At 69.8% G+C, this 24,269-nt stretch carries 25 protein-coding genes; 15 read left to right on the forward strand and 10 right to left on the reverse strand.

Annotated features, from left to right (window positions below; translation table 11 throughout):
• Positions 1 to 26: 26 nt before the first annotated feature.
• A complete protein-coding gene (locus tag DEIMA_RS11350) occupies positions 27 to 998 on the reverse strand; it encodes a Gfo/Idh/MocA family protein (protein WP_013557403.1) in 972 nt (323 codons plus the stop codon).
• Between the two features lie 131 nt (positions 999 to 1,129).
• Here DEIMA_RS11350 and DEIMA_RS11355 point away from each other — a divergent pair, with 131 nt between their 5' ends.
• Both DEIMA_RS11355 and DEIMA_RS11360 read left to right on the forward strand, forming a co-directional pair.
• The gene (locus tag DEIMA_RS11355; protein WP_148234950.1) at positions 1,130 to 1,963 is read left to right on the forward strand and encodes a S1 family peptidase; all 834 of its coding nucleotides are present in this window, start codon (positions 1,130 to 1,132) and stop codon (positions 1,961 to 1,963) included.
• Positions 1,964 to 2,016: 53 nt separating this feature from the next.
• Positions 2,017 to 2,496, forward strand: a complete 480-nt coding sequence (locus DEIMA_RS11360) for a cupin domain-containing protein (RefSeq protein WP_013557405.1) — start codon at positions 2,017 to 2,019, stop codon at positions 2,494 to 2,496.
• A gap of 107 nt (positions 2,497 to 2,603) precedes the next feature.
• On the opposite strand, the gene sufD is transcribed toward DEIMA_RS11360, so the two are convergent.
• From sufD to sufC, 4 genes are all read right to left on the reverse strand, one after another.
• The gene (gene sufD / locus DEIMA_RS11365) at positions 2,604 to 3,959 is read right to left on the reverse strand and encodes a Fe-S cluster assembly protein SufD (RefSeq protein WP_013557406.1); all 1,356 of its coding nucleotides are present in this window, start codon (positions 3,957 to 3,959) and stop codon (positions 2,604 to 2,606) included.
• 110 nt (positions 3,960 to 4,069) lie between these two features.
• Entirely contained in the window at positions 4,070 to 5,473 is a 1,404-nt protein-coding gene (gene sufB / locus DEIMA_RS11370; RefSeq protein WP_013557407.1) for a Fe-S cluster assembly protein SufB, read from the reverse strand.
• Between the two features lie 12 nt (positions 5,474 to 5,485).
• Complete coding sequence (locus tag DEIMA_RS11375; protein ID WP_013557408.1) at positions 5,486 to 5,854, reverse strand: hypothetical protein; 369 nt, start codon at positions 5,852 to 5,854, stop codon at positions 5,486 to 5,488.
• Positions 5,855 to 5,861: 7 nt separating this feature from the next.
• Complete coding sequence (gene sufC, locus DEIMA_RS11380) at positions 5,862 to 6,620, reverse strand: Fe-S cluster assembly ATPase SufC (protein WP_013557409.1); 759 nt, start codon at positions 6,618 to 6,620, stop codon at positions 5,862 to 5,864.
• 272 nt (positions 6,621 to 6,892) lie between these two features.
• On the opposite strand from sufC, the gene DEIMA_RS11385 reads away from it, so the two are divergent.
• The 7 genes from DEIMA_RS11385 (at position 6,893) to dnaJ (ending at position 12,669) form a co-directional block, all read left to right on the forward strand.
• Positions 6,893 to 7,561: a MotA/TolQ/ExbB proton channel family protein gene (locus DEIMA_RS11385; RefSeq protein WP_013557410.1), complete on the forward strand. Its 669-nt coding sequence runs from the start codon at positions 6,893 to 6,895 to the stop codon at positions 7,559 to 7,561.
• Positions 7,558 to 7,956, forward strand: a complete 399-nt coding sequence (locus DEIMA_RS11390) for an ExbD/TolR family protein (RefSeq protein WP_013557411.1) — start codon at positions 7,558 to 7,560, stop codon at positions 7,954 to 7,956. The genes DEIMA_RS11385 and DEIMA_RS11390 overlap by 4 nt, the downstream gene beginning before the upstream one ends.
• The gene (locus DEIMA_RS18435) at positions 7,931 to 8,578 is read left to right on the forward strand and encodes a hypothetical protein (RefSeq protein ID WP_179943986.1); all 648 of its coding nucleotides are present in this window, start codon (positions 7,931 to 7,933) and stop codon (positions 8,576 to 8,578) included. Before DEIMA_RS11390 ends, DEIMA_RS18435 begins: the two co-directional genes overlap by 26 nt.
• Entirely contained in the window at positions 8,544 to 9,812 is a 1,269-nt protein-coding gene (locus DEIMA_RS11395) for a hypothetical protein (protein WP_013557412.1), read from the forward strand. Before DEIMA_RS18435 ends, DEIMA_RS11395 begins: the two co-directional genes overlap by 35 nt.
• A gap of 53 nt (positions 9,813 to 9,865) precedes the next feature.
• Positions 9,866 to 10,555, forward strand: coding sequence for a hypothetical protein (locus DEIMA_RS11400; RefSeq protein WP_013557413.1), 690 nt, complete (start codon positions 9,866 to 9,868; stop codon positions 10,553 to 10,555).
• A gap of 90 nt (positions 10,556 to 10,645) precedes the next feature.
• Positions 10,646 to 11,449, forward strand: a complete 804-nt coding sequence (locus DEIMA_RS11405; protein ID WP_013557414.1) for a type III pantothenate kinase — start codon at positions 10,646 to 10,648, stop codon at positions 11,447 to 11,449.
• 95 nt (positions 11,450 to 11,544) lie between these two features.
• Positions 11,545 to 12,669, forward strand: a complete 1,125-nt coding sequence (gene dnaJ / locus DEIMA_RS11410) for a molecular chaperone DnaJ (RefSeq protein ID WP_013557415.1) — start codon at positions 11,545 to 11,547, stop codon at positions 12,667 to 12,669.
• Between the two features lie 55 nt (positions 12,670 to 12,724).
• On the opposite strand, the gene DEIMA_RS11415 is transcribed toward dnaJ, so the two are convergent.
• The gene (locus tag DEIMA_RS11415) at positions 12,725 to 13,405 is read right to left on the reverse strand and encodes a hypothetical protein (RefSeq protein WP_013557416.1); all 681 of its coding nucleotides are present in this window, start codon (positions 13,403 to 13,405) and stop codon (positions 12,725 to 12,727) included.
• 34 nt (positions 13,406 to 13,439) lie between these two features.
• Positions 13,440 to 13,979, reverse strand: a complete 540-nt coding sequence (locus DEIMA_RS11420; protein WP_013557417.1) for a hypothetical protein — start codon at positions 13,977 to 13,979, stop codon at positions 13,440 to 13,442.
• Positions 13,980 to 14,272: 293 nt separating this feature from the next.
• Between DEIMA_RS11420 and DEIMA_RS11425 the strand changes: the two genes are divergently transcribed.
• Together DEIMA_RS11425 and DEIMA_RS11430 are read left to right on the forward strand one after the other, a co-directional pair.
• Entirely contained in the window at positions 14,273 to 15,211 is a 939-nt protein-coding gene (locus DEIMA_RS11425) for a ribose-phosphate diphosphokinase (RefSeq protein ID WP_013557418.1), read from the forward strand.
• Between the two features lie 218 nt (positions 15,212 to 15,429).
• A complete protein-coding gene (locus tag DEIMA_RS11430) occupies positions 15,430 to 15,738 on the forward strand; it encodes a hypothetical protein (protein WP_013557419.1) in 309 nt (102 codons plus the stop codon).
• 136 nt (positions 15,739 to 15,874) lie between these two features.
• On the opposite strand, the gene DEIMA_RS11435 is transcribed toward DEIMA_RS11430, so the two are convergent.
• Complete coding sequence (locus DEIMA_RS11435) at positions 15,875 to 16,156, reverse strand: DUF427 domain-containing protein (protein ID WP_043816695.1); 282 nt, start codon at positions 16,154 to 16,156, stop codon at positions 15,875 to 15,877.
• Between the two features lie 102 nt (positions 16,157 to 16,258).
• Between DEIMA_RS11435 and DEIMA_RS11440 the strand changes: the two genes are divergently transcribed.
• The 3 genes from DEIMA_RS11440 (at position 16,259) to DEIMA_RS11450 (ending at position 21,059) form a co-directional block, all read left to right on the forward strand.
• On the forward strand, positions 16,259 to 19,270 hold the full coding sequence (locus tag DEIMA_RS11440; RefSeq protein ID WP_013557421.1) for an alpha-amylase family glycosyl hydrolase: 3,012 nt from the start codon (positions 16,259 to 16,261) through the stop codon (positions 19,268 to 19,270).
• Positions 19,271 to 19,402: 132 nt separating this feature from the next.
• Positions 19,403 to 20,041, forward strand: a complete 639-nt coding sequence (locus tag DEIMA_RS11445) for a DUF47 domain-containing protein (protein WP_013557422.1) — start codon at positions 19,403 to 19,405, stop codon at positions 20,039 to 20,041.
• A 13-nt stretch (positions 20,042 to 20,054) separates the two neighbouring features.
• Positions 20,055 to 21,059 carry an inorganic phosphate transporter gene (locus tag DEIMA_RS11450; protein ID WP_013557423.1) on the forward strand — a complete coding sequence of 335 codons (1,005 nt, stop codon included), beginning with the start codon at positions 20,055 to 20,057 and terminating at the stop codon, positions 21,057 to 21,059.
• A 64-nt stretch (positions 21,060 to 21,123) separates the two neighbouring features.
• On the opposite strand, the gene DEIMA_RS11455 is transcribed toward DEIMA_RS11450, so the two are convergent.
• Entirely contained in the window at positions 21,124 to 22,017 is an 894-nt protein-coding gene (locus DEIMA_RS11455; protein WP_013557424.1) for an ABC transporter substrate-binding protein, read from the reverse strand.
• Positions 22,017 to 23,048, reverse strand: a complete 1,032-nt coding sequence (tdh, locus tag DEIMA_RS11460; protein WP_043817325.1) for an L-threonine 3-dehydrogenase — start codon at positions 23,046 to 23,048, stop codon at positions 22,017 to 22,019. Before tdh ends, DEIMA_RS11455 begins: the two co-directional genes overlap by 1 nt.
• 200 nt (positions 23,049 to 23,248) lie before the next feature.
• On the opposite strand from tdh, the gene DEIMA_RS11465 reads away from it, so the two are divergent.
• Complete coding sequence (locus DEIMA_RS11465; protein ID WP_013557426.1) at positions 23,249 to 24,268, forward strand: imelysin family protein; 1,020 nt, start codon at positions 23,249 to 23,251, stop codon at positions 24,266 to 24,268.
• The last annotated feature ends 1 nt before the right edge of the window (position 24,269 follow it).

The following is a 24,269-nucleotide window of genomic DNA, read 5'->3' on the forward strand; positions in this document are numbered from 1 at the left end:
CGTGAGTGTAGTGCGTGCCGGGGCGCTCAGGCGTCCGGGCTGAGGCGGACAGGGGTGCTGGTGCGGACGCTGTGCAGGAGGGCGTCGAGCACGCGGGCCTGCGCGACGGCGTCCTGCGGGGTGTACCGCAGGGGCGTTTCGCCGCGTCCGGCGGCCTGGAAGTGCTGCACCATGCGGGTGTAGCCGTTCTCGGCGGGGAGGTTGCGCACCTCGCCGTTGACGGTGAGCGTGACGGGGCGACCGGGGTTGCTGTCGTACGCATCGGTGAGGGTGAGGGTGCCGTGCGTACCGGTGACGTGCAGCGCCTGGGTGGGGCCGGCCCAGTCGAAGCCGCAGCTGATGGTGGCGAGCGCGTCCGGGTAGGTGAGGACGCCGCTGAGGCCGACGTCTACGCCGCGCTCGGTGAGGCGGGCCTGCGCGGTGACGCTGGAGGGCTCGCCGAGCAGCAGGCGGGTAACGTTCACGGGGTAGCAGCCGACGTCGTAGAGGGCGCCGCCGCCCTTGGTGGGGTCCCAGCGGAAGTCGTCGGGGCGGTCAAGGGGGAAGCCGAACGCGCCGTGCACGGCGCGGACGTCGCCGAGTTCACCGGCGTGCACCAGGCGCAGGGTTTCCTCGATGTGCGGGGTGAAGCGGTACGCGAAGGCTTCGAGGCACAGGCGGTCGGTGCTCTGGGCGGTGTCTGCGAGTTGTCTGGCCTGGTGCGCGTCGAGGGTGAGTGGTTTTTCGACGAGGGCGTGCTTACCGGCCTGGAGGGCGCGGGTGGCCCAGGGGAGGTGCGCGTCGTTGGGAAGGGGGACGTAGACGGCGTCGAGGGTGGGTTCCTGGAGCAGGTCGTCGTAGGTGCCGGCCAGGGGAATACCGTGCTCGTCGGCGAAGGCGCGGGCGCGATGAGGGTCGCGCGCGCCGATCATGTGTACCTGACCGCCTGCCGCGCGAATGGCGGGCACGAGGGCCCGGGCGATTCGCGCGGCGCCGAAGATGCCCCAGCGCCATGTCATGGGGGCAGTGTACCTGAAGCGTTTCAGATTGCACGCCCCTGAAAATTAGTCTAGACATTAAGCTCAGTCCACATGACACCCTCGGAAGAGCCGTGTTACGTTTTCCAGCACATCACAACCTGGGGAGGGAAATGATGCTGAAACGTATGTTGTCCGCAGCGGCCATTTCGATGGTCGCCATCCTGAGTGCTTGTAACCAGACGGCCGTGGTGCCCACGTCCACCGACGCGCCGGTCGCCGCCACGCCCGCCAAGGGCGTCGATCAGCAGATCGTGTACGGCACCGTCAGCGCCTACGGCAGCCGCCCGTACCAGGTGGCCGTTCTGCCCAGCACCCGCCCGAACAGCGCGTACTGCGGCGGCACCCTGATCGGCAGCAACTGGGTCATGACCGCCGCGCACTGCGTGTACGGCGCGAGCGCCAGCAGCCGCATCGTCCGCGCCGGCGTGTACACCCTCAGCAACAGCACCGAAGGGCAGAAGCTGAACGTCGCGCAGATCTACGTCCACCCGAACTACCGCAGCAGCGCCGACAGCTACGACATCGCCCTGCTGCGCCTCAGCAGCGCCGTCACCACCAGCGCCGCCAAGCCTGCCGCGCTGCCCAGCAACAGCGTCGAAAGCGTCCTCGACGTGGACGGCAAGTACGCCGTCGTGAGCGGTTGGGGCATTACCGAGAGCGGCAGCGCCAGCGACAAACTCCGCGAGGTGAGCATTCCCATCAGCCCCACCAGCGGCGACTGCGGCAGCCGCCCCGGCAACACCATCTGCGGCAAGTACGCCAGCGGCAAGGACTCCTGCAACGGCGACAGCGGCGGCCCGCTCGCCCAGACGTACAACAGCAAGTTCTACGTCCTCGGGATCGTCAGCTACGGCCCCACCGAGTGCCGCGGCTACGGCGTCTACACCCGCGTGAACGGCTACCTCAGCTGGATCCAGTCGGTCAGCGGCATCACCGCGCAGTAAAGACACCCTTCAGGAATGGGCGGCCCCGTCGGGCCGCCCATTTACGCTGGCGTATGGCCACGGAACGTTTCGCTTTCCCCGACGACGAACGCACCCCCAACAACCCCATCCCCGCACGCGTGTACCGCGCTGCGCTGCCCGCCGACGCGAACGCGCAGGCGCAGCACTTCGCCGGGCACGGCTGGACGAACAGCTGGCAGGACGGCGTACACCCGTACGACCACTTCCACACGACCGCCCACGAGGTGCTGGGCGTCGCGCGCGGCGAAGCGACCCTCACGCTCGGCGGGGAACGCGGCACGAGCGTCACCGTGCGCGCCGGTGACGTCATCGTCCTGCCGGCCGGCACCGGCCACAAGAACGACGGCAGCAGCGAGGACTTCCTGGTCGTGGGCGCGTACGCGCACGGCCTGGAGTGGGACACCTGCCGCCCGGGCGACCTCGATCTGCACGAGGCCCGCGCACGCATTCAGGCCGTACCCACCCCGGACCTCGACCCGGTCAGCGGCCTGCCCTGGGCGGACACCGAATAAGGACTTGAAGCGCCCTGCCCACGCGTGCGCGTGGCCGCCGCGCTGTCGAGGGCCAAACGCAGGGGAGGCTCGCCATTCGCGGCGAGTCTCCCCTGCTGGGGCAAGGCTCAGTTCGCGCCGACCTTCTCCGCGATGATGCCTTCGATGTACTTCACGACGCTCTTGAGCGGCACGCGGCTCAGGACGTCCTCCAGGAACGCCGTCACGAGCATCTTTTCCGCCTGCTCCTTGCTGATGCCGCGCGAACGCAGGAAGAACAGCTGCTCGGCGTTCACGGGGCCGGTGGTGCTGCCGTGCGAGCAGCGCACGTCGTTCGCGTTGATCTCGAGCTGCGGGACGCTGAAGTTCCGCGCCTCGCTGCTGAGCATCAGGGTGCGGTGCTTCTGGTACGCGTCGGTCTTCTGCGCGCCCAGGTCCACCTTGATCATGCCGCTGAACACGCCGACCGCCTGGTTGTCGCCCACGCCCTTGTACAGCAGGTCGCTGTGCGCGTGCGGCGCGGCGTGGTGCTGCAGGGTGTAGTGGTCAAAGTGCTGGTCCTCGTTCGCGAAGTACAGCGCGAGCATTTCGCTGTCGCTGCCCTGGCCGCGCAGGTAGGACTGCATTTCGGTGCGGCTGAGCGTGCCGCCCATGGTGACGACCAGGCTGTTGAGGGTGGCGTCGCGGTCCACGTCGCCGCGCTGACGCTGGATGTGCGTGACGCCCTTGCCCCAGTTCTGCACGCTGACGTAGCGGACGCGCGCGCCGGCCTTCACGACGAGCTCGACGGCGCCGAACGCGTACGTGCCGGGCAGTTCGTCGCTGTCCTGCTCGTCAATGAAGGTGACCTGCGCGTTCTCCTCGGCGACGACGAGCGTGCGGGTGGCGGTGTACGTGCCGGCCTCGCTCATCACACGGAACGACCCGAGCGGCAGTTCCACTTCGACGCCGCGGGGCACGTACACGAACGCGCCGTTCGTCCACAGCGCGGCGTTCAGCGCGCTGAATTTGCCTTCGCTGGGGTCAGGGCTCTTGCTGGGCGTCGTGCCGGGCGCGGCGATGGTGGTGTCGTCCGGCACTTCGGCGGGCACGACGCTGTACAGGTACTGCTGGACCTTGTCGGCGTGCTGCTCCACAGCGGTCTTGAGGTCCGTGAAGATCACGCCCTTCGCGGCCACGTCGGCGGGCAGGTCGGTGCTGTAGACGACGTCCGGGCCGTCGAACACGAGGTAGCCGCCCACGTCGGTGCTGCGGAGACGCTTCTGGACGCGCTCGGGCAGCGCCTCGACGCCGCTCACGCGGTCGCGTTTGCCGTGCGGGCGGAGCGCGCCGAAGTCCACGTCCACCTGCGTGTACTTCCAGGCTTCGACGTTCTCGGTGGGGGTGTTCAGGTCATTGAAGAGCTTCAGGCTCTCCTGGCGTTTCGCGGCGAGCCACTCGGGGCTGCCGGAAATCAGGGTGTCATTGATCAGCGCTTGGGTCATGTGTACTCCGGGTGCGTTCAGTCGGGGCGGCGGCCAGGGCGGCCTTGCGGCGCAGGCCCAGCAAGGCGGCTGAGGTGCGCCCCTGGGGGTGCCCTCAGCCTGGTCCGTCGTCAGCCGACGGAGCCTTCCATTTCGAGTTCGATCAGGCGGTTCAGTTCCACGGCGTACTCCAGCGGGAGTTCCTTCGCGATGGGCTCAATGAAGCCGCGCACGATCAGGCCGGCCGCTTCGTCCTCGCTGAGGCCGCGGCTCTGGAGGTACAGGATCTGCTCGTCGTTGATCTTGGACACGGTCGCTTCGTGACCCACCGAGGCGTCCTTCTCCTCGATCTCGATGTACGGGTACGTGTCGGTGCGGGCTTCCTCGTCGAGCAGGAGCGCGTCGCATTCGACGTTGGTCTTGCTGCCACGCGCGCCTTCGTAGATCTTCACGAGGCCGCGGTAGCTGCTGCGTCCGGAGTCCTTACTGATCGACTTGCTGACGATGGTGCCGCTGGTGTGCGGCGCGAAGTGCACGATCTTGGCGCCGGCGTCCTGGTGCTGGCCGCGGCCCGCCATGGCGATGCTGAGGACCTCGCCGCGCGCACCTTCCTCAAGGAGGTAGCAGGCGGGGTACTTCATGGTGACCTTGCTGCCGAGGTTGCCGTCCACCCATTCCATCACGCCGTTGCCGTACACGGCGGCGCGCTGCGTGACAAGGTTGTAGACGTTGTGGCTCCAGTTCTGGATGGTGCTGTAGCGGAAGCGCGCGCCGGGCTTCACGATGATCTCGATGACGCCGCTGTGGAAGCTGTCGCTGTTGTACGCGGGCGCGGTGCAGCCTTCGATGTAGTGCGCCTGCGCGCCCTCATCGACGATGATCAGCGTGCGCTCGAACTGGCCGCTCGATTCGGCGTTGATGCGGAAGTACGTCTGCAGGGGGATGTCGACCTTGACGCCCTTCGGGACGTACACGAAGCTGCCGCCGGACCACACGGCGCTGTTGATGGCCGCGAACTTGTTGTCTTCGGGCGGCACGACGGTCGCGAAGTGCTCGCGGAACAGCTCCGGGTACTGGCGCAGGCCGTCCTCGATGCTGAGGAACACCACGCCGAGCTTCTCCCACTCCTCTTTGAGGTTGTGGTAGACCATCTCGGATTCGTACTGCGCGCCGACGCCGGCGAGGGCGGCGCGTTCCGCTTCGGGAATACCGAGGCGTTCGAAGGTCAGCTTGACGTCCTCGGGCACATCGTCCCAGGAGCGGGCGTTGTAGCCTTCGGGCTTAATGTAGTAGTAGATCTCGTCGAGGTTCAGGCCCGAGAGATCCGCGCCCCATTCCGGCATGCGCTTGCTGTAGAAGATGTCGAGCGCCTTGAGGCGGAAGTCCAGCATCCACTGGGGTTCCTCTTTGGCTTTGCTGATCATCTCGACGACTTCGCGGCTAAGGCCCTTGGGCGCCTTGATGGCGTACTTCTCGGGGTTGCTCCAGCCGTATTCGTACTGAGCGTTGATGTTGGCAACTTCAGGGTTCGTCATGAGGGTACTCCGTTACAGGTCGTAGGCGAGGGTGAAGGGCTGGTCGCGCTCTGCGAGGCGCACGAGGACGCGTTCGGCGTCGTGCAGGTCCGCCTGGACGCTTTCCGGGAGGGTGTGGGCGTGCCGCTGCAGCGCCCGGATGGTGCGGAGGCCCTCTTCGGCGGGGTGCCAGGTGGTGCCGTGCGGTGCGGAGGCGGGAAGGTGGAGGTCGTCTTCGAGGCCGTACTCGTGGATGACGTCGGTGCCGACGAGGTCGCTGAGTGGGGTGACGCCGACTGTGCGGGCGAGCGCGTCGAGGGCGCTCAGGTGCTCGCTCAGGGCGCGGCCGTCCATGTCGGTGGCTTCGGCGGGGTCCGGCGTGGCGATGAAGAGCGCGACCATGGCCCGCTCAGGCCCGCGCGAGTTCCTTGACCCAGTCGTAGCCTTCGGTGTCGAGCTTGCGCGCGAGTTCGGGCCCGCCGGTCTGGACGACTTTACCGCCGACGATGATGTGGACCTTGTCGGGGACAATGTAGTCGAGGAGACGCTGGTAGTGGGTGATGATGAGGCCGCCGAGGTTCGCGCCGCGCAGGCTGTTGACGCCTTTGGCGACGATCTTGAGGGCGTCGACGTCGAGGCCGCTGTCGGTCTCGTCCATGATGATGTAGTTGGGGTCCAGCATCAGCATCTGGAGGATTTCGTTGCGCTTCTTCTCGCCGCCGCTGAAGCCTTCGTTGAGGTAGCGTTCGACGATGCTCTCGTCCCATTCGAGGACCTTGAGGGCGCTTTGCAGCTTGCCGTAGAACTCGGTGAAGCTGACTTCTTCGCCTTCGGCCTTGCGGGCCTGCATGGCCAGACGCAGGAAGTTCGCGATGGTGACGCCGGGGATCTCGACGGGGTACTGGAAGGCGAGGAAGACGCCGAGGCGGGCGCGTTCGTCGGGTTCCATCTCGAGGATGTTCTGGCCGTCCACGAGGACTTCGCCTTCGGTGACGGTATATTCGGGGTCACCGACGATGACTTTGGCGAGGGTGCTCTTGCCGTTGCCGTTGGGCCCCATGATGGCGTGGAGTTCGCCGCGGGGCACGGTGAGGTTGATGCCTTTGAGGATGGGCTGGTCGCCGACGCTGGCGTGCAGGTTGCGGATTTCGAGTTGGTATTCGCTCATGTGGCCTCCGGGGATCAGGCGCTCCTTATTAGGAGTCATTCCTAAAATGCCTATCCATCTTACGCGCCAGGACGCCTAAAGTCGAGTGCTTAAGTGGGATTTCCAGGCGGCCCGAACGCCCGACGTTCTCACAGGAAAACCCGCGTCCCACGCGCGCAAAAGGCCGCCCCTCACCGCCGCGTCAGATTCACTTCACGCTCCCCACGAACGCGCGTGCTACCGCTGAAGGTGATGACGCACCCCCTCCTCCCCGCCGCGCCGCAGGTGCACGCATGAACGCCCTCACCCTCATTCAGGCGGCCGGGCCCCTCCTGTGGATTCTCGCGGCCCTGTCGCTGTACGTCGTGTACCTCGCCGTGCTGCGCGCGCAACTGCTCACGCGCCTCGGCCGCGACCCCAGCGCCACGCTCGCCCGCACGCACGCCGTCCTGCTCGAACGCGGCCCGCACGCCGCCCTCGCGGAACTCGACCGCACCGGCGAAGCCACGCCCGCCGTGAACGTCCTGCGCGCCGGCCTCACCCGCGCCGACCGCGGCGTGGGGGCCGCGCAGGCCGCCATGAACGACGCCGTCCTCGCCGAGGACGCTCGACTGTACGCGGGCCTCACCGCGCTCGGCACCGTTGCGCAGATCGCGCCGCTGCTCGGCCTGCTCGGCACGGTGTTCGGTATGGTCCGCTCCTTCCTGGTGTTCAGCCAGACGACCGCGCCCACCCCCACGCAACTCGCCACCGGCATCAGCGAGGCGCTCGTCAACACCGCCGGCGGCCTGATCGTCGCGATCCTCGCGTACGTGGCCCGCAACGCCCTGCGCGCCCGCGCGGACCGCATCGCCGTGAGCGCCGAACGCGTCCGCGAGGTGTTCCCTGCGTGGCTGAGCGCGCCCGTCCCGCAGGTGCCGCACATCGACTTCGCGGCGGTGCCCACCGAGGTGGCCCGGTGAGACGCCGCCTCCGTGACGACACGGGCGTCACGTTCGACTTCGCACCGATGGTGGACATCGTGCTGCTGCTCGTCATCTTCTTCATGCTGACCAGCAGCCTCGCCACGCGGCAGGACGCGCTGCCCCTCGACCTGCCGCGCGCCTCCCAGACCGTCAAGGAAACCCCGGACCTGCCGGTCGTGAGCGTCGACGAGGCCGGGAAGGTGTACCTGAACGGCAAAGCCACCACGCTCACCCGCCTGGAAGGCCAGCTCAAGCCGCTCGTGGCCGAGTCCGGCGGGCTGGTGGGCCTGCGCGCCGACGAACGCGGCAACTACGGCACCGTGGTGCGCGTGATGGACAGCATCAAACGCGCGGGAGGGGAGCGTCTTGCGCTCGGCAGCCGCCGACCTTAACGGCGCGGACCGCGCGCGGGCGCTGGGCGCGACCGCCGTGCTGCACGGCGCGCTGCTCCTGGGCCTGCTGGCGCTGCAGGTGTGGCGGCCAGCAACCCCTGCCCTGCCGGCGGCGAGCAGCACCCCGCGCGCCACGCCCGACGTTCGGCGCGCGCCGCTGGAAGTCGTGACGCTCGCTGACCCCGTCGTGACGCCCACGCCCTTGACCAGCACGCCCGCACCCACGCCCGTGACGCCCACGCGCCCGGCCGTGACGCGGCCCACGCCCACGCGGACACCCGCGCCGCGCCCCCCCGCGCCGGTCCGCACCACCCCCCGCGAAACCCCGCCGACCCCGACGCCCGCTCCCACTCCGGCGCCCACGCCCCCGGCCCCCACGGCCACGCCCAGCCCGGCGCCCGTTGTGTCCACCCCTACCGCCACTGCACCGGCCGCCCCGGCGTCCACCCCCGCGCCCACAGCAGCGGCACCGTCACGCGCGCCCGCCCCCGCCCCGTTCCGCCGCGCCGGAAACGCCGCGCGTAACGCCCGAGGCGCCGCCGGAGCCCACCTCCGTCGCGGACACGCCCGAACCGGCCGCGCCGGACGTGGCCTCCGAACCGGCGCCCGCCCCGACGCGTGAACCCATCAGCGAGCCGGAACCCGCCACGGAATCCATCACGGCCCTGCCACGCCGGGAGGACGCCGCCCGCACGCCCGCGGACGAGCCTGCCGAAGCGGCGCCCGCCCGCGGGCAGACCGCCGCGACAGCCGACACGCCCGGCGACGCGCCCGCACCGACGCGGGGTGGCGCCACCGCCAGCATCCCTGCAGCGGCGCCCACCGCCCGCGCTGACCGCCGCGGCCCAGCCGAAGCCGCGCCGGAAGCGCCCACCCGCGAGCGCGGGACGGTGGCCGCCACACCGAACGCGCCCGAAACCGCCAGCGGCCGCACGCGCGACGCGCAAAGCGCCACGCCTGCCGGCCAGCCTGACGCGGACGCCCCCGCGCGCAGCCGCACACCCGGCGAAACCGCCAGCGCGCCCGCCCCCACCGCGCCGGAGCGCAGTGCGCCGGAACGCCCCACACCGGCTGAACCCACCGCGGGCGCCCGCCCCACCCCGCGCCCCGACCCCGCCCCGGCCAGCGAAGCGGGCAGCGGCGCGCAGGCCCCCGCACGGCCCGGCGGCACCCCGGACGCCACGGACGGCCCGACCACCGCCGCCACGCCCCGCGAAGGCACCGCCACCGCCGGGCGCACCTCGACCCCCGCGCCCACCCCGGCGCCACGCGGGACGCCAACCCCGAGCGGCCCGCCAGACGCCGGTGCACCCACCACCGGCCGCGACGGCGGGCGCACCGCACAGGCGGGCCCAGGTGGCAGCGGCGAGAACCCCACGCCGGGCACGCCCGGACGCACGCCGGGCGGCACCGGCACGGGCAACACGCCCGGGAGTGGGACAGGCACGGCCGCCGGGCGTCCTGCCGGCGGCGCGGGCGGCACGGCCGCCGGCACGGAGACGCGCGGGCAGCTGTGCACCGTCGCCGTGGACGTGCGCGGCCTGAGCGGCACGCTGCAGCGCGCCATGACGAGCTTCGTCGTGGACGAGGGCGGCGCGCAGGTCTGGCCGGACGCCGCCCTCGTCAAAGGCGTCGACAGTGAACTCGTCATTCGCGGGGAGATGCACACGTACGTGCGCGGCGAAGGCGGCCTGAGCGCCTTCAAGAACGTCACGGTCGTGAAAGCCGCGAAGCTCGCCCCGAACCGCCAGGCGCCCAACAGCGACTACATCACGGACGCCGTGCTGGACGCCACGAACGCCGCGAAGTTCCGCTCGGCCGGTCAGGCCTGCCGCCTCGTGTACGTGCTCCCCTGACCGCGGGCGGCCTTCATCAGATCAACGTCACCCTTCTCCTCTGAGGTATGTATATGCGGAACACCCTTCTTCTGACCGCCCTTTCTGTTCTCGTGTCCGCGCCGGCACTCGCGTGGGTGCCGAAACTGGAGGACACCACCACCAAAGCCGTGATTGACAGCGCGTACGGCCGCCGTGACCCTGTGAGCACGTACCTGACGCTGGACCTGGGGGTTCAGGACGGCAAGTTCAAGGCCGGTGACGGCGTCGTGCGCGCTTTCGACGGTGGCGACGCGTGCGTCACGGATTGGCTCGCCAAACCCGCCGATTTCAGCGGCGGGAGCCGCCTGGCGTCCATGACGCTGAGCGGCCAGGCGGACCAGCTGTTCTTCCAGGCGCAGGAGGCGCGCGACAGCTTCAAGAACCTCAGCGTCAAGGACGCCCTTGCGGGCGGCGCGACGCGCCTGCCGGACGGGCAGCTGCGCGTGGACATGGAAGTGCGCGGCCTGCCGTCCGAGAAGGCCCGCAGCGCGTACCTCGTGCGCCTCAAAGGCCCGGACGGGAAGCTGATCGCGCCCGTGAAGACCAGCTACGTCAACGACTGGAAGCAGGAGGAGGGCGGCTGGCACGGGACGCTCGTGTACTACTTCGAGCCGCTCAAGGCCGGTCTGGGCGCCAGCGACAAGGTGGATTTCCTGGTGCGCACCGAGGCCGACACGAGCTGCGCGTACGCGGTGACGGCGGACCTCAGCAAGTTCAACTGAAGCTGCATCCGGGGCGGGCGGAGGTGGCTGGGTGCCGTTCCGCCCGCCCTCGTTCGTGGGGCGCGGCGGATGCCGCCCTAGAATGCGCGCATGACGTCTCCTCTGCTCGTCATTGACGTGGGGAACACCAGCACGGTGCTGGGCCTCACGGACGGCGACCTGAACATCGTGCACACCTGGCGGGTCCGGACGAACCGCGATCAGCTTCCTGATGACCTCGCGCTGCAGGTGCGGGGGCTGCTGAGCCTGTCGGGGGCGCCGGCGCCGGGCCGGGCGGTCCTGTCGAGTGTGGCGCCGCCCGTCGGTCAGAATTACGCGCTGGCGTTGGAGCGGCATTTCGGCGTGCCGGTGTTCGAGGTGAGCGCGGAGAACCTCCCGGACGTGCGCGTGGAGCTGGACGTGCCGGGGAATATCGGCGCGGACCGCCTGTGCAACCTGTTCGGCGCGGAGCGGTACCTGGGGGAGCACGCGTATGTGATCGTGGTGGATTTCGGGACGAGCACGAATTTCGACGTGATCGGGCGTGGGCGGCGGTTCCTGGGGGGGGTGCTGGCGACGGGCGCGCAGGTGAGCGCGGACGCGTTGTTCGCGCGGGCGGCGAAGTTGCCGCGCATTGACCTGGTGGCGCCGGCGTCGGCGCTCGGGAAGAACACGGTGCACGCGCTGCAGTCGGGGTTGGTGTTCGGGTACGCGGAGATGGTGGATGGGTTGCTGCGGCGTCTGCGGGCGGAGCTGGACGCGCCGGCGCTGGCGGTGGCGACGGGGGGGTTCTCGCGGACGGTGGAGCGCATCTGCCGTGAAATTGACGTGTACGACGATACGTTGACGTTGCGGGGGTTGGTGGCGTTGTGGGCGTCACGACCGGCTGAGGTGGCGGGGGTGGATCGCCGCTGAGGGTGTGCAGGGTGCCTCACTTCTCTTGAGTGCCCTCGTGTTAAGCTGGTGGGTGTGACGGCGCGCGACGCGCCCGCAACCGGAGGCCCCCCAGCATGGATTTTTACGAGCTGCTCGGCGTGTCGCGCACTGCGAGCGCCGACGAGATCAAGAGCGCGTACCGGAAACTCGCGCTGAAATACCACCCCGACCGCAACAAGGAAGACGGCGCGCAGGAGAAGTTCGCCAAGATCAACGAGGCGTACGCGATCCTGAGCGACCCTGAGAAACGCGCGCATTACGACCGCTTCGGCAGCGCGCCCGCGGGCGGCATGCCCGGCGGCGACCCGTTCGGCGGCATGGGCGGCGTCGACCCCATGGACCTGTTCGAGCAGCTGTTCGGCGGCGGCCTGTTCGGTGGCCGCGGCGGTGGCCGCCGCGGTCCGCAGCGCGGCGACGACCTGGAAACCGAGGCGCACGTTACGCTGCAGCAAGCGCGCGAAGGGGCCGAGATCGAGGTCGAGGTGGACCGCTTCACGACCTGCGAGCACTGCCACGGCGAACGCAGCGAACCCGGCGGGAAACCGCCGAAGGCCTGCCCGACCTGCAAGGGCAGCGGCGCCGTGCAGGTGCAGGCGCGCACCATTCTCGGCACCATGATGACGCAGCAGCCGTGCCCGACCTGCCGCGGCGAAGGCGTGCAGATCGAGGAACCCTGCACCGTCTGCCACGGGCGTGGGCGCACCCTGAAGAGCGAACGCGTGAAGGTCCGCCTGCCCAAAGGGATCGACGAGGGGTACCGCATTCGCGTGGCCGGCATGGGCCACGAGGGTCCGGGCGGCCCCGGCGACCTGTACGTCCACATCGAGATGGAACGCCACCCGGAGTTGCGCCGCGAGGAGGAGCACCTCGTGTACGTGGCGCGCATCGGGTACGCCACGGCGGTGATGGGCGGCACCATCAACGTGCCGACGCTGGACGGCACGCACACCGTGGACGTGAAGCCGGGCACGGCGCACGGCGAGATGACGCGCCTGCGTGGCCTGGGCCTGCCGCGCCTGCAGGGTGTCGGCACTGGCGACCTGGTGGTCGTGTTCGAGATTGCCGTGCCGAAAGCGGCGCAGCTCAGCGCCGAGGCGCGCGAGGCGCTGCGCGCGTACGCCCGCGCCGTCGGGGACGACGTGCCGGAGCACCGCGAGGGCTTCTTCGAGAAGATCGGGAAGGCCATCCGCGGCGAGTAACCCGGCCCTGAGGGGTCACGGCAGGGGGCGCGGCTGACCGCGCCCCCTGCCGCGTTCAGTCCTCGCGCAGGCGCTCGTACTGATCCCCGACGCAGTCAGCGAGGCGCGCCTGCATGGATTGACGCTCGAAGGTGTACGTGGCGCCGACGCGCAGGGTGGGGTCGGCGCTGCGCGTGAGCGTGAAGTGGAGCGACGGCGTGCGCTCATCCGGCGGGTAGGTGGGCAGGCCAGTCGTGGTCGCCGCAGCCCCTGCAGGCCAGGTGACGACGCAGCGGTTGAGCGTGTACGCGGGGGTCTTCTGGGGCAGGCCCAGCGCCGCGCAGGTGAGGGGCGTGCCCGCCCGGTTTTGGCCAGCGCGTTCCAGGGCCGCCTTCAGGTTCGCCCTGAGCGTTTCGCGGGCGGTGTGCACGTCACGCAGGGTGGCGGCGCTGCCGCCCGGCGCCGCGCGGATCGTGACGGTCTGATCCGCGGCGAGCCGGACTGTCCAGGTGCCCTGCGCGGCGCTTGCGGACGTTTGCGTGGACCACGCGTACCACTGCGCGAGTCGCGCGGGCGGCACGGGGTACGTCAGGCAGGTGAGGGTGACGTCGGGCGTGCGCGCCGCGCCGCAGGGCCGCGTGGTGTGCGGCGTGTCCCGCAGGGCCGCGCGGGCGCTCGCGATGGGCGGAAGTGGAGGCAGGCAGGCCTGGGCACTGCTCCAGCAGGCGGCGAGGGCGAGGCCCCAACGGATGCTCATGCGAGTGCTCCTGCGCGGTCAGCGGCGTGGGGGCTCAAAAGGTGCAGTACCCGGTCCAGGGGGCGGTGCCGGGCGTGCTGGCGCGGCTCAGGGTGTACGTGGAGACGTAGTACCCCAGGCCGGAACTCTGCTGCCGCTCGAACGTGAGCTTCATCGGGCCGAAGGTCTGCTCGTCGTTCGAGGCGTCGCGGGCGTTCACCTGCTGCACCCACGCGATCAGGCCGGCGCGGCGGCTCGGCAGGAGGTTGAAGCACTTCAGGGCAGTGTCCGCGATGACGCGCGCGGCAGTGTTGAGCTGCGGAGACGTGAGGGCAGGCACCCGCGGATCGCCCTGCTGCACGTCGAAGGCCACGCGGCGCAGGCGCGGCGGCCCCTGCAGAGTGAGGCCCAGGGTGTAGTTCACGGTGAAGGCGCGGCCGCCGGGGAGGCGGTACTCGTACGCGCCGTACCCTTCGCCCGCATCGGCGGCGCGCGTGAGGACCCGCGCACCCCGAAACAACGTCTCGAATGGAACGGCAGCGGCCTGCGCGGCGGTCGCCACGCTCAGCATCAGAATCAGCAGGGGAATACGCACGCTTTCTCACTCCTTGAACACGCAGCGAGCCCAGGGTTCCGCAGGCGCTGCACGCCCAATTGTGGCGGCGGCCCTGCTTGCATTCCCAGGGCGCCGGGCAAGCAGACGCGGGGCGCGTCCCCCACGCGGTGACGACCGGCCTGACACGCCCGGGACACTCGCGGGGTGTTCCTCACGCCGTAAACGGTATGCTGCCCAGGGTAGCGGCGCGTGCGCCGCGCTCCCCGATCGCTTACTTCCACCGTTCCCTTCCCCGCCAGAGGTTCCCTGTGCAAACGAATCGTGGTCCCCTCATGGTTTTCTCCGGGCAGAGCAACACCGCGCTCGCCGAGAAGATCTGCCAGCACCTGAACATCCCGCTCGGCCGCAGTGAAACGCAGAAGTTCACGAACGACAACATGATTGTCCAGTACAGCGAGTCGCTGCGCGAAGGGGACGTCTTCATCGTGCAGTCCCTGTCCACGCCGGTCAGTGACGCCATCATGGAACTCCTCCTGATGATCGACGCGGCCAAGAGCGCGTCGGCCGGGCGCGTCACCGCCGTCATCCCCTACTACAGCTACGCCCGCAGCGACAAGAAGGACGCGCCGCGCATCAGCATCGCCGGTCGCCTCGTCGCGGACCTGATTCAGGCGGCCGGCGCGGACCGCGTGCTCACCATGACGCTGCACAGCCCCCAGGTGCACGGGTTCTTCAAGGTGCCCGTCGATCACCTGTCCTCCGACGTCGTCATCGCCGACCACCTGCGCGCCCGCGTGCCCGATGCGGACCAGGGCGTCGTGCTCGCGCCGGATGCAGGCAGCATCAAGCGCGCGGCGGCCATCTCGCACCGCCTGAACTGCGGCCTGGCGTTCATCGACAAGCAGCGCGTATCGGACACTGCCGTCGACCCGCGCGCGCTGATCGGCGACGTGCAGGGTAAGCGCGTGTTCATCGTCGACGATGAGATCAGCACGGCCGGCAGTCTCGTGGAGGCCGTGAACTTCGCGAAGCGCATGGGCGCGCTGGAAGTATACGTGGCCGTCACGCACGGCGTGTACACCGGCCCGGCCGTGCAGCGCATCCGCGAACTGGACGCCGTGGAGGTGGCGAGCACGAACACCGTGCTGGTCCCGCAGGAGAAGGTGGACGGCACAGACGGGAAGCTGTCGGTGCTGGACGTCGCGCCGCTGTTCGCGCGGGCGATCAGCAACATCCACACGGGCGAGAGCGTCAGCACGCTGTTCGAGTAAAGCGGAATGCAAGGCGCGCACCCCAATGGGGTGCGCGCCTTGCGGTTGGCGGTCCGGCAGGGGCGGTCGCTCGCGGCGTCGCGGCCCGCGCCGGGGTGCAGCAAGGGGCCGCAGGTGGCCCCCCGATCGGGTGGAGTGGCAGATGTGCGCGGACGCGCACCAGAAACGCGCTACTTTAAAAGCACGCTGGACGATTCAACGTCCGACGACCCACAGCAATGACTGAGTCTCCCCTTCCTGTCCTGACGCACTGGCGCGTCGTACTGCACGGCGGCCCCATCACGGTCGTCGGGCTGGTGTACGGCCACCCGGAATTCCGCAATGGCGCTGCCATCGAAACCAGCGAGCTGTCCTCGTGCTGCGCCGCCACGGGCGTGATCGCCACCCTGAGCGGCAGCCGGTACCGTCTCGCCACCCACGCCCTGATCACCGAACGTGACCGCGACCAGGCCCTCACGGCCCTGGAGGACGTCCTGAACGTCAACGAGTTCGGTGCGCCCGCGCGGACGTCCACCGCGCTGCACTAGCAGCCAAGCGGGAATGGAAAAGCGCGCACTCACGTCCCCCCGGACTGGTGCGCGCCGCGTCAACATAGCAGATTCGGTCGCTGCGCGGTAGGTGGCCACGCCCAGGCACGCGTGGGGCAGGACGGTACCTGCCCGGTCAGGGTTCGATGGTGACGCCGCGCCAGAAAGCGACCCGGCCGGCAATGCGGCGCGCCGCGTCGCTGGGCGTGGAGTAGAACCAGGCGGCGTCGCGGTTCTGCTGGTCGCCGACCTGCAGGGTGTAATAGCTGGCCTGGCCCTTCCAGGGGCAGGTGGTGTGGGTGTCGCTCGGGATGAGGTAGGCGTCGTTGACGCTGTCGCGGGGGAAGTAGTGGTTGCCTTCGACGACGACCGTGTCGTCACTCTGGGCGATGGTGGCGCCGTTCCAGGTGGCTCGCATGGCCTTACGGTAGGCGCCTGCCAGGCGGCGGACCGTCAGGTGCGCGACGGTTACGGGCCGGATTGACACGTCAGGGCCGGTGGGGGCACGATGGGCGCACATATGAAACGCTTCCAGAACGTGGGGCGCGCAAGCGCCCTGGTCGGCTCCATGCTGCTGCTCGGCGCCTGCACCCCCAGCGCGCCCCGTCCTCCGGCGAGCACGACGGACTGGCGTCAGGACGTCATCTACTTCGCCGTGACGGACCGCTTCGCGGACGGGAACGGCCTCAACAACGCGGGCGTGGACCGTCAGAACCCCCTCGGGTGGCACGGCGGGGACCTCCGCGGCCTCACGGAGAAGATCCGCGCCGGGTACTTCCAGAAGCTGGGCTTCACGGCCGTGTGGATCACGCCCGTACAGCTGCAGGTCCCAGGCACCACCGCCAGTGACGGGCCGAACAAGGGCCGGACGTTCGCCGGGTATCACGGATACTGGGCGGACGACTTCATGCAGATCGACCCGCACTTCGGAACGGTGGCGGACCTCAAAGAGTTCGTGCAGGCCGCGCACCGCGCGGGCCTGAAGGTCATTCAGGACGTCGTCGTGAACCACGCCGGGTACGGCTCGCGCCTCGTCACGCAGCACCCCGAGTGGTTCCACACGGACGCAGACTGCAAGGCGTCCACGAACACCGACGTGGACTGCGCGCTCGCGGGCCTGCCGGACTTCAAGCAGGACCGGCCGGACGTGCAGGCGTACCTGAACACGTTCGTGAACACCTGGGTGCGCGAAACGGGCGTGGACGCATTGCGGCTGGACACCATGAAGCACGTGCCGGACATGTACTGGCAGCAGTTCTTCGCGGCGGGCGGCCCCGGCGACCCCGGCAAGGTCTGGTCGGTCGGCGAGGTGTTCAACGGCGACCCGAGCGTCCTGGCGAAGTACCTGAGGCTGGGTGCACCGAGCGTGTTCGACTTCCCGCTGTACTTCGCGATGAAGGATCAGCTGACGAGCGCGAACGGCAACCTCGACCGCGTGGCGGACGTGTTCGCGCAGGACGGCGTGTACCCGGACGCGTCGCGGCTGACGACGTTCGTGGACAACCATGACGTGCCGCGGTTCGTGAGTGAGGCGGTGAGCCGCGGCGCGAGTGCCGAGGAGGCGCGCGCGCGGCTGGACTTGGCGTTGAGCCTGATGTACGTGTCGCGCGGCACGCCGAGCGTGTATTACGGGACGGAAATCGGCCTGGCCGGGAAGGGCGACCCGTACAATTACCCGCTCGGCGAGTCGAACCGGGAGGACATGGTGTTCTCGGGCGTGGACGCGTCCCCACTCAGCGCGCGCCTGCGGGCCCTGGCGGACGCGCGCCGCGCGAACCCGGCGCTCACGAACGGCGTGCAGCAGGAGCTGTGGCGGCCGAACGGGGGCGCGCCGGTGCTGGCGTTCCGGCGGGTCCTGAACGGCGCCGCGCCGGTCGTGACGGTCCTGAACGGCGGGAACGCCGACCTGAACCTCGCGGATCTGCCGGGCGGGGGGATTCCGCTGCTGGGCACGTTCGCAGCGGGCGCGCTGCGGGAGGTGACGGGCCGCGCGAGCGACCTGCGCATAGAGGGCGGCAAGCTGGTGGGGACGCTTCCGGCGCGGACGCTGCTGGCGGTCACAGGGGCGGCGGGCGCCGGCGCGGACGTGACCGTGAACCCGAACCTCGTGGACGTGACGGGCCTCAGCGCGCAGGGGGGCGACGCAGCCGTGCAGGTCCGCTGGACGGACAGCACCGACGCGAACGTCACCGGGTACCGGGTGTACGCGCGGGCGGCGGGCGGTTCGGAACGGCTGCTGAATTTCGCGCCGCTGCCGCTCGGCACGGACGCGTACCTCGCGCGGGGCCTCGTGAACGGCGCGGCGTACACCTTCCGGGTGGTGGGCGTGGACGCGCAGGGCCGCGAGAGCCGGGGCGCCAGCGTGGCGGGCACGCCGGACAGTCACGCGACGGCGAAGGTGACGTTCACGGTGGACGCCCGCAACCAGGGGAACGGCGCGGTGGAATTGCGGCGGTTCGACACGGGGCAGCAGATCACGTACCCGATGACGCAGGTGTCGCGCGGCGTGTGGAAGACGGACGTGACGCTGCCACTGTTCCGCGAGGTGAAGTTCAAGTTCGGGAACGGCGCGGCCGGCGCGAAAAACAGCGGGTACGAGGGACCGGGGCAGAGTGACCGCAGCGTCGTGGCTGTGGACGGCGCGGCGTACAGCGGCACGTACGACTACATCACGCAGCCCGCGCCGACGACGTTCGTGGAGGGCACCGTGACGGGCGCGGGCGCGCCGCTCGCGGGGGCGCTCGTGGAGGGGAACGACGCCTCGCTGCAGTACGCGTTCACCTTCGCAGACGGTTCGTACACCCTGCCCGCCCCGGGCGGCGAGCAGACGCTGCGGGCGAGCGCGGCCGGGTACACGACGAGCGCGCCGCGGGTGGTCACGGTGCCGGCGACCGGCGTGAGCTTCGACCTCGCGCGGAACCTCACCGGGAAGTACACGGTCGACGGGGACCTGGCGGACTGGACAGCGCCGAAAGTGAACCTCAGCAGCCCGGACGCGGGCGTATTCGGGGAGAACAACAACCTCCTGGACCTCCGCGCGGACAGCGACGACACGTTCCTGTACCTCGCGTACCGCGCGAAGGTCGCGGGGAACAGCGCCATCGTGTACGTGGACGCAGGCGACGGCGGCGCCGTCCGCGCGGACGCGTTCGAGACGTGGCCGCGCGCGGCGTCGTTCGGAACGGGCGTAGACGCGTTCGTCGCGGCGTACGAGAATCAGGCGCCGCAGCTGCGCCGCGTCACGGGCGACGTGGCCACGCCGGAAGTGAACGCGGGCGCGTACCTGAAGGCCGCGCGCGGCACCCTGCCGGATCAGACGGTGGAGCTCGCCATTCCGTGGACGGCGCTGGGGTTGAGTGGCCGCCCGAACCACGCGGTGAACCTGTACGCGGGGGTGTTCGGCGGGGACGGGTACGGCGCGGGCGACATCGTGCCGAACGCCACGAGCACTCCGGCAGGCGCGAACACCATCGGCAGTGAGGGCGAGCAGCGCCGGGCGACGTTCACGGCGCCGCTGACCTTCACGCCCTGACTGTTCCCTGGTGGCGCGGGCGTCCGGGGGGCGCCCGCGCCTTGACTTTCCAGAGACGAAACGTCAGCGTACAACAGGATGGGTTCGCGCACGTCAACCCTCCGCAAATCTTTTCCTGCTCAGGAGCGCACCATGGTTTTCTCCCGCCTGTTACCCAAGAACCCTCAATTCGGCGTGCTGTTCACGCGCGCCGCCGTGAACGCCCACACCACCGCCACCGCGCTGGTGGACCTCTGTGAGCGCTTCGAGAACGTCGAAGCGAAAGTGCATCGCCTGCGTGACCTGGAGCACGAGGGCGACCACGTGTCCGGCCAGCTGACGATCGCGTTGCAAGACGCGTTCATCACGCCGTTCGACCGTGAGGACATCATCGAGCTGAACAACCACCTGGACGATTTCGTGGACCTGATCGAGGAAGCGGGCCGGCGCATGTGGCTGTACCGCATCGACCACCCGGGCGCGCCGGCGCTGCAGATCGCGCGCGTCATCGAGCAGCAGGCGCAGCTGCTCGCGCAGGCCATGCCGATGATCGAGGACGCCGGGAAGAGCGCGGAGCTGAGCAGCTACACGCAGCAGATCCGCAAGCTCGAGGACGACGCGGACCGCATCAGCGACGCGGTGCAGCAGGCGCAGTACGACGGCGTGACCGACATTCCGGGCATGATCCGCGCGATGCGCCTCGGGGAGATCATGGCCCTGCTGGAGGACGCCACCGATCAGGCGCAGCGCGTCGCGAAGACCATTGAGGGCATCATCCTCAAGAACGCCTGAGGGTGAGCGCAGCATGGATACAGCCCTGATTGGCTTGCTGGTGATCATCGCCCTGGCGTTGATCTTCGATTTCATCAACGGTTTCCACGACACCGCGAACGCCATCGCGACGTCCGTGGCGACGCGCGTCCTGACGCCCGCGCAGGCGGTGCTGATGTCGGGCGTCCTGAACTTCGTGGGCGCGATGCTGGGCGAGCAGGTCGCGAAGACCATCGCCAAGGACATCGTGAAGCCCGAGGCGACGACGCTGCTGCTGGTCGGCGCGGCCATCATGAGCGCCATCGTGTGGAACCTCGTGACGTGGTGGCGGGGCATTCCGAGCAGCAGCAGTCACGCGCTGGTGTTCAGCCTGGTCGGTGCGGGCATCGCAGCGGGCGGCCTGGGCATCATCGAGACGAAGGGCATCGTGAAGACGCTCAAGGGCCTCGTGACCAGCCCGGCGCTCGGGTTCGTGATTCCGATCATCATCATGCTGCTGCTACTGCAGTTGGTGCGGCGCTGGCGCCCGCGGACGGTCACGCGCCTGTTCGGTCGGCTGCAGATCCTGTCGGCGGCGTACATGGCGTTCAGTCACGGCAAGAACGACGCGCAGAAGGCGATGGGGATCATCACGCTGGCGCTGGCCGGGTACTACGGCTGGAGTGGCAGTGAGATTCACGTGCCGGTGTGGGTGAAGCTCGCCGCGGCCACCGCGATGGGTCTGGGCACCAGCATCGGCGGGTGGCGGATCATCAAGACGATGGGCCACAAGGTCGTGGAGCTTAAACCCATCGACGGGTTCGTGGCCGAGGTGAGCGCCGCGACGATCATTGACGGCGCGGCGCGCCTGGGCATTCCGGTCAGCACGACGCACGTGATCAGCAGCAGCATCATGGGCGTCGGGACCGTGAAGGGCTTCCGGAAGGTGAAGTGGCAGGTGGCGGGCCGCATCGTGAGCGCGTGGGTGATCACGATTCCGACGTGCATGGCGCTCGGCTGGCTGTTCTACGAGATCGGGCACCTGTTCGTGCGCGCGTAAACGCACCCGTGCAGTGAGCGGGGCGGCCCATGGTGGGCCGCCCCGCTGTGCTCCTGAGGGCGCTTCAGGAGAGGCGGACGCTGGCGCCGTGGGTGGGTTCGCCGCGCAGCAGGGCGGCGAGCACTTCGGCGCCGCGCACCACGCCGAGCGACGGGCGGGAGTACAGGGCGTTCGCGTCGGTCGCCCACAATTGCCCGGCCTGTACGGCGCGCAGCGTGCGGGCGGGCGCGTGGGCGCGCAGGTCCTGCGCGAAGCGGACGTTGTCGGCGAGGCCGTATCCGCAGCACATCACGACGATCACGTCCGGGTTGAGGGCGCTGATGTCTGCCCAGGTGGCGCGGCCGCTGTCCTGCCCGGCCCGCCCGAGGACGTTCACGCCGCCGGCGCGTTCCACCTGTTCCGGCACCCAGTGCCCGCCGTAAAAGGGCGGGTCGGTCCATTCGAGCGTGAGGACGCGCGGGGCGTGCGCGGCGGGCGTGATGGCCGCCCAGCGGTCGCGGGCGGCCCGGGTGAGCGCCTCTCCCCTCTCCGGCACGCCGGCGGCGTCCGCGACGCGCTGCACGTCCCCGAGGATGCCGCTCAGGGTTTTGCCGTCCAGGCTGAGGGTGCGCGCGTCGGTCGGCAGGCTGTCCGGGAGGGCGCGCAGGGCGTCCTGAATGGTGCCGGGCGTGACGGCGCACACCTCGCAGACGCCCTGGGTGAGCAGCAGGTCCGGGCGGACGGCGTCCAGCACCTCCGCAAGGACCTGGTAGAGCGGGCGGCCCTCGCGGACGGCGGCGCTCACGGCCGCGTCGATGTCCGCCGGCGGGAGGTGCGCGCCGATGCTGCTGCGCGTCATGACGGGCAGCCCGGCGGCGGCGGGGTGGTCGCAGCTGTGGCTAACGGCGACGAGCTGCCCCGCCAGGCCGAGGTCGACAGCCATGTCGGTGGCGCTCGGCAGCAGCGAGGCGACGCGCATCACTGCTCCCAGTTGAGGATGACCTTGCCGCTCTGGCCGCTGAGCATCGCGTCGAAGCCCTGCTGGAAGTCGCGGATGCCGTAGTGGTGCGTGATGATGGGCGTGAGGTCCAGGCCGCTCTGGACGAGGGCGGCCATCTTGTACCACGTTTCGAACATCTCGCGGCCGTAGATGCCCTTGATGATCAGGCCCTTGAAGATCACGTCGTTCCAGTCGATGCTGACGCCCGCGCTGGGAATGCCGAGCAGCGCGATCTTGCCGCCGTGGTTCATGGTCTTGATCATCTGGTTGAAGGCGGCGCCGTTGCCGCTCATTTCCAGGCCGACGTCGAAGCCCTCGGTCATGCCGAGTTCCGTCTGCGCGACGGTCCAGAGGTCCTCGCGGGCGACGTTGACGGCGCGGGTGGCGCCCATGTTGCGCGCGAGGTCGAGGCGGTAGTCGTTCACGTCGGTGATGACGACGTTGCGCGCGCCGACGTGGCGGGCGACGGCGGCGGCCATGATGCCGATGGGGCCGGCGCCGGTGATCAGGACGTCCTCGCCGACCAGGTCGAAGCTGAGAGCGGTGTGGACGGCGTTGCCGAACGGGTCGAAGATGGCGGCGACGTCGTCGGGGATGTCGTCGGGGATCTTGAAGGCGTTGAAGGCAGGGATAACGAGGTACTCGGCGAAGGAGCCGGGGCGGTTCACGCCGACGCCGAGGGTGTTGCGGCACAGGTGGCGGCGGCCGGCGCGGCAGTTGCGGCAGTGTCCGCAGGTGATGTGCCCTTCGCCGCTGACGCGGTCGCCGACGCTGAAGCCGCGCACCTCGCTGCCCATGTCCTCGACGACGCCCATGTACTCGTGGCCGACGACCATGGGGACGGGGATGGTCTGGCTGGCCCAGGCGTCCCAGTTGTAGATGTGCACGTCGGTGCCGCAAATGCTGCTTTTGCGCACGCGGATGAGCAGGTCGTTGGGGCCGGGGGTGGGAACGGGTTGGTCGGTCATCCAGATGCCGACCTGTGCTTGGCTTTTGCTGAGGGCTTTCATGGTGGGCGGGGTCATGGCGTCTCCTGTGGGGCGGGTGAACGCGCGACTAACGGGCGTTCGGTTCGCGTCCGTTCTACCGTCCGCGTGGCCTGCGCGGCAAGGGCCGAGGCACCTTCCGTGCCGTGGCCGGCGCGTGGGCACGACGGTGTCCGCGCACCCCAAAGTTGACTTAGCTCATCGGATTAACTCAGTATTGAGGTATGCACCGCGCGCTCGCCCTGACCGCCGCCCTCCTCGCCTCGGCTGGCCTCGCCGCCAATCTGAGCGGCGTGAAAACCTACCTGAACGGCAAACTCGACACGCAGCTCGCCGGTACCGCCGCGCTCACCGCCGCCGCCGACCAGTACTACCAGCTCGCCCGCGCCGCGAACTTCGACTACCGCAAGCTCGCGCAGCAGCCCCAGGCGCGCGCCGCCCTGCAGGCCGCCCGCGCCGGCTGGGAAAAAGCCAGCCCCGCCTACGAGGACATCGAGGGCATCGTCGCCGGCGTCGAATCGCTCAGCAGCTACGACCTGATCCTTGACGCGGGCACCAGCGCCGAAGCGGGCGGCGAGGCCGTCGTCCCGTTCGACCTGCGCCTCCCCAACGGCAAGACCCTCAAGAAACCCGGCAACCTGTTCGGCGTGAACGAAGGCACCCTGTGGGGCACCGCCCCCGCGTACAGCAGCGGCGTCGCCGCCGACCTGAACGGCAACGGCAAGCTCGACTTCGGCGACCGCCTGCCCGACGCGAACGTCCTCAAGGCCGCCGCCGCCGAACTGCACCGCCAGAGCGGCAACCTGCAGCGCGCCGCGCGCGCCTGGACGCCCACCCGCGAGGACGTGTTCGGCGCGCTCGTCGCGAACGTCCCCACGGTCGGCCCGGTGTTCTTCGAGGACTGGAAGTCCAGCCCGTTCGTGCTGGGCACGCGCAGCACCCGCCGCGACTTCGTGGTGATCTCGCGCATGTCCGACCTGAGCGGCAACGTCCGCTCCTGGAAGGCCATGTACACCGGCCTCAGCGCCGACATCAAAGCGAAGAACCCTGCCCTTGACCGCCAGATTCAAGTGGGCCTGAACGACCTCGACACGTTCGTCGCGAAACTCGTGAGCCGCGAGCGCACGCGCCGCTACACGCCGGAGCAGGCCGAGCAGCTGCAGCGCGAAGCGCAGAACCGCGCGACCGTCATCACGGGGCGCATCACGCAGGCGGCCGCGCTGCTGGGCCTGCGGGTGGAGTGAC

Source organism: Deinococcus maricopensis DSM 21211, assembly GCF_000186385.1.
Lineage (GTDB): Bacteria > Deinococcota > Deinococci > Deinococcales > Deinococcaceae > Deinococcus_B > Deinococcus_B maricopensis.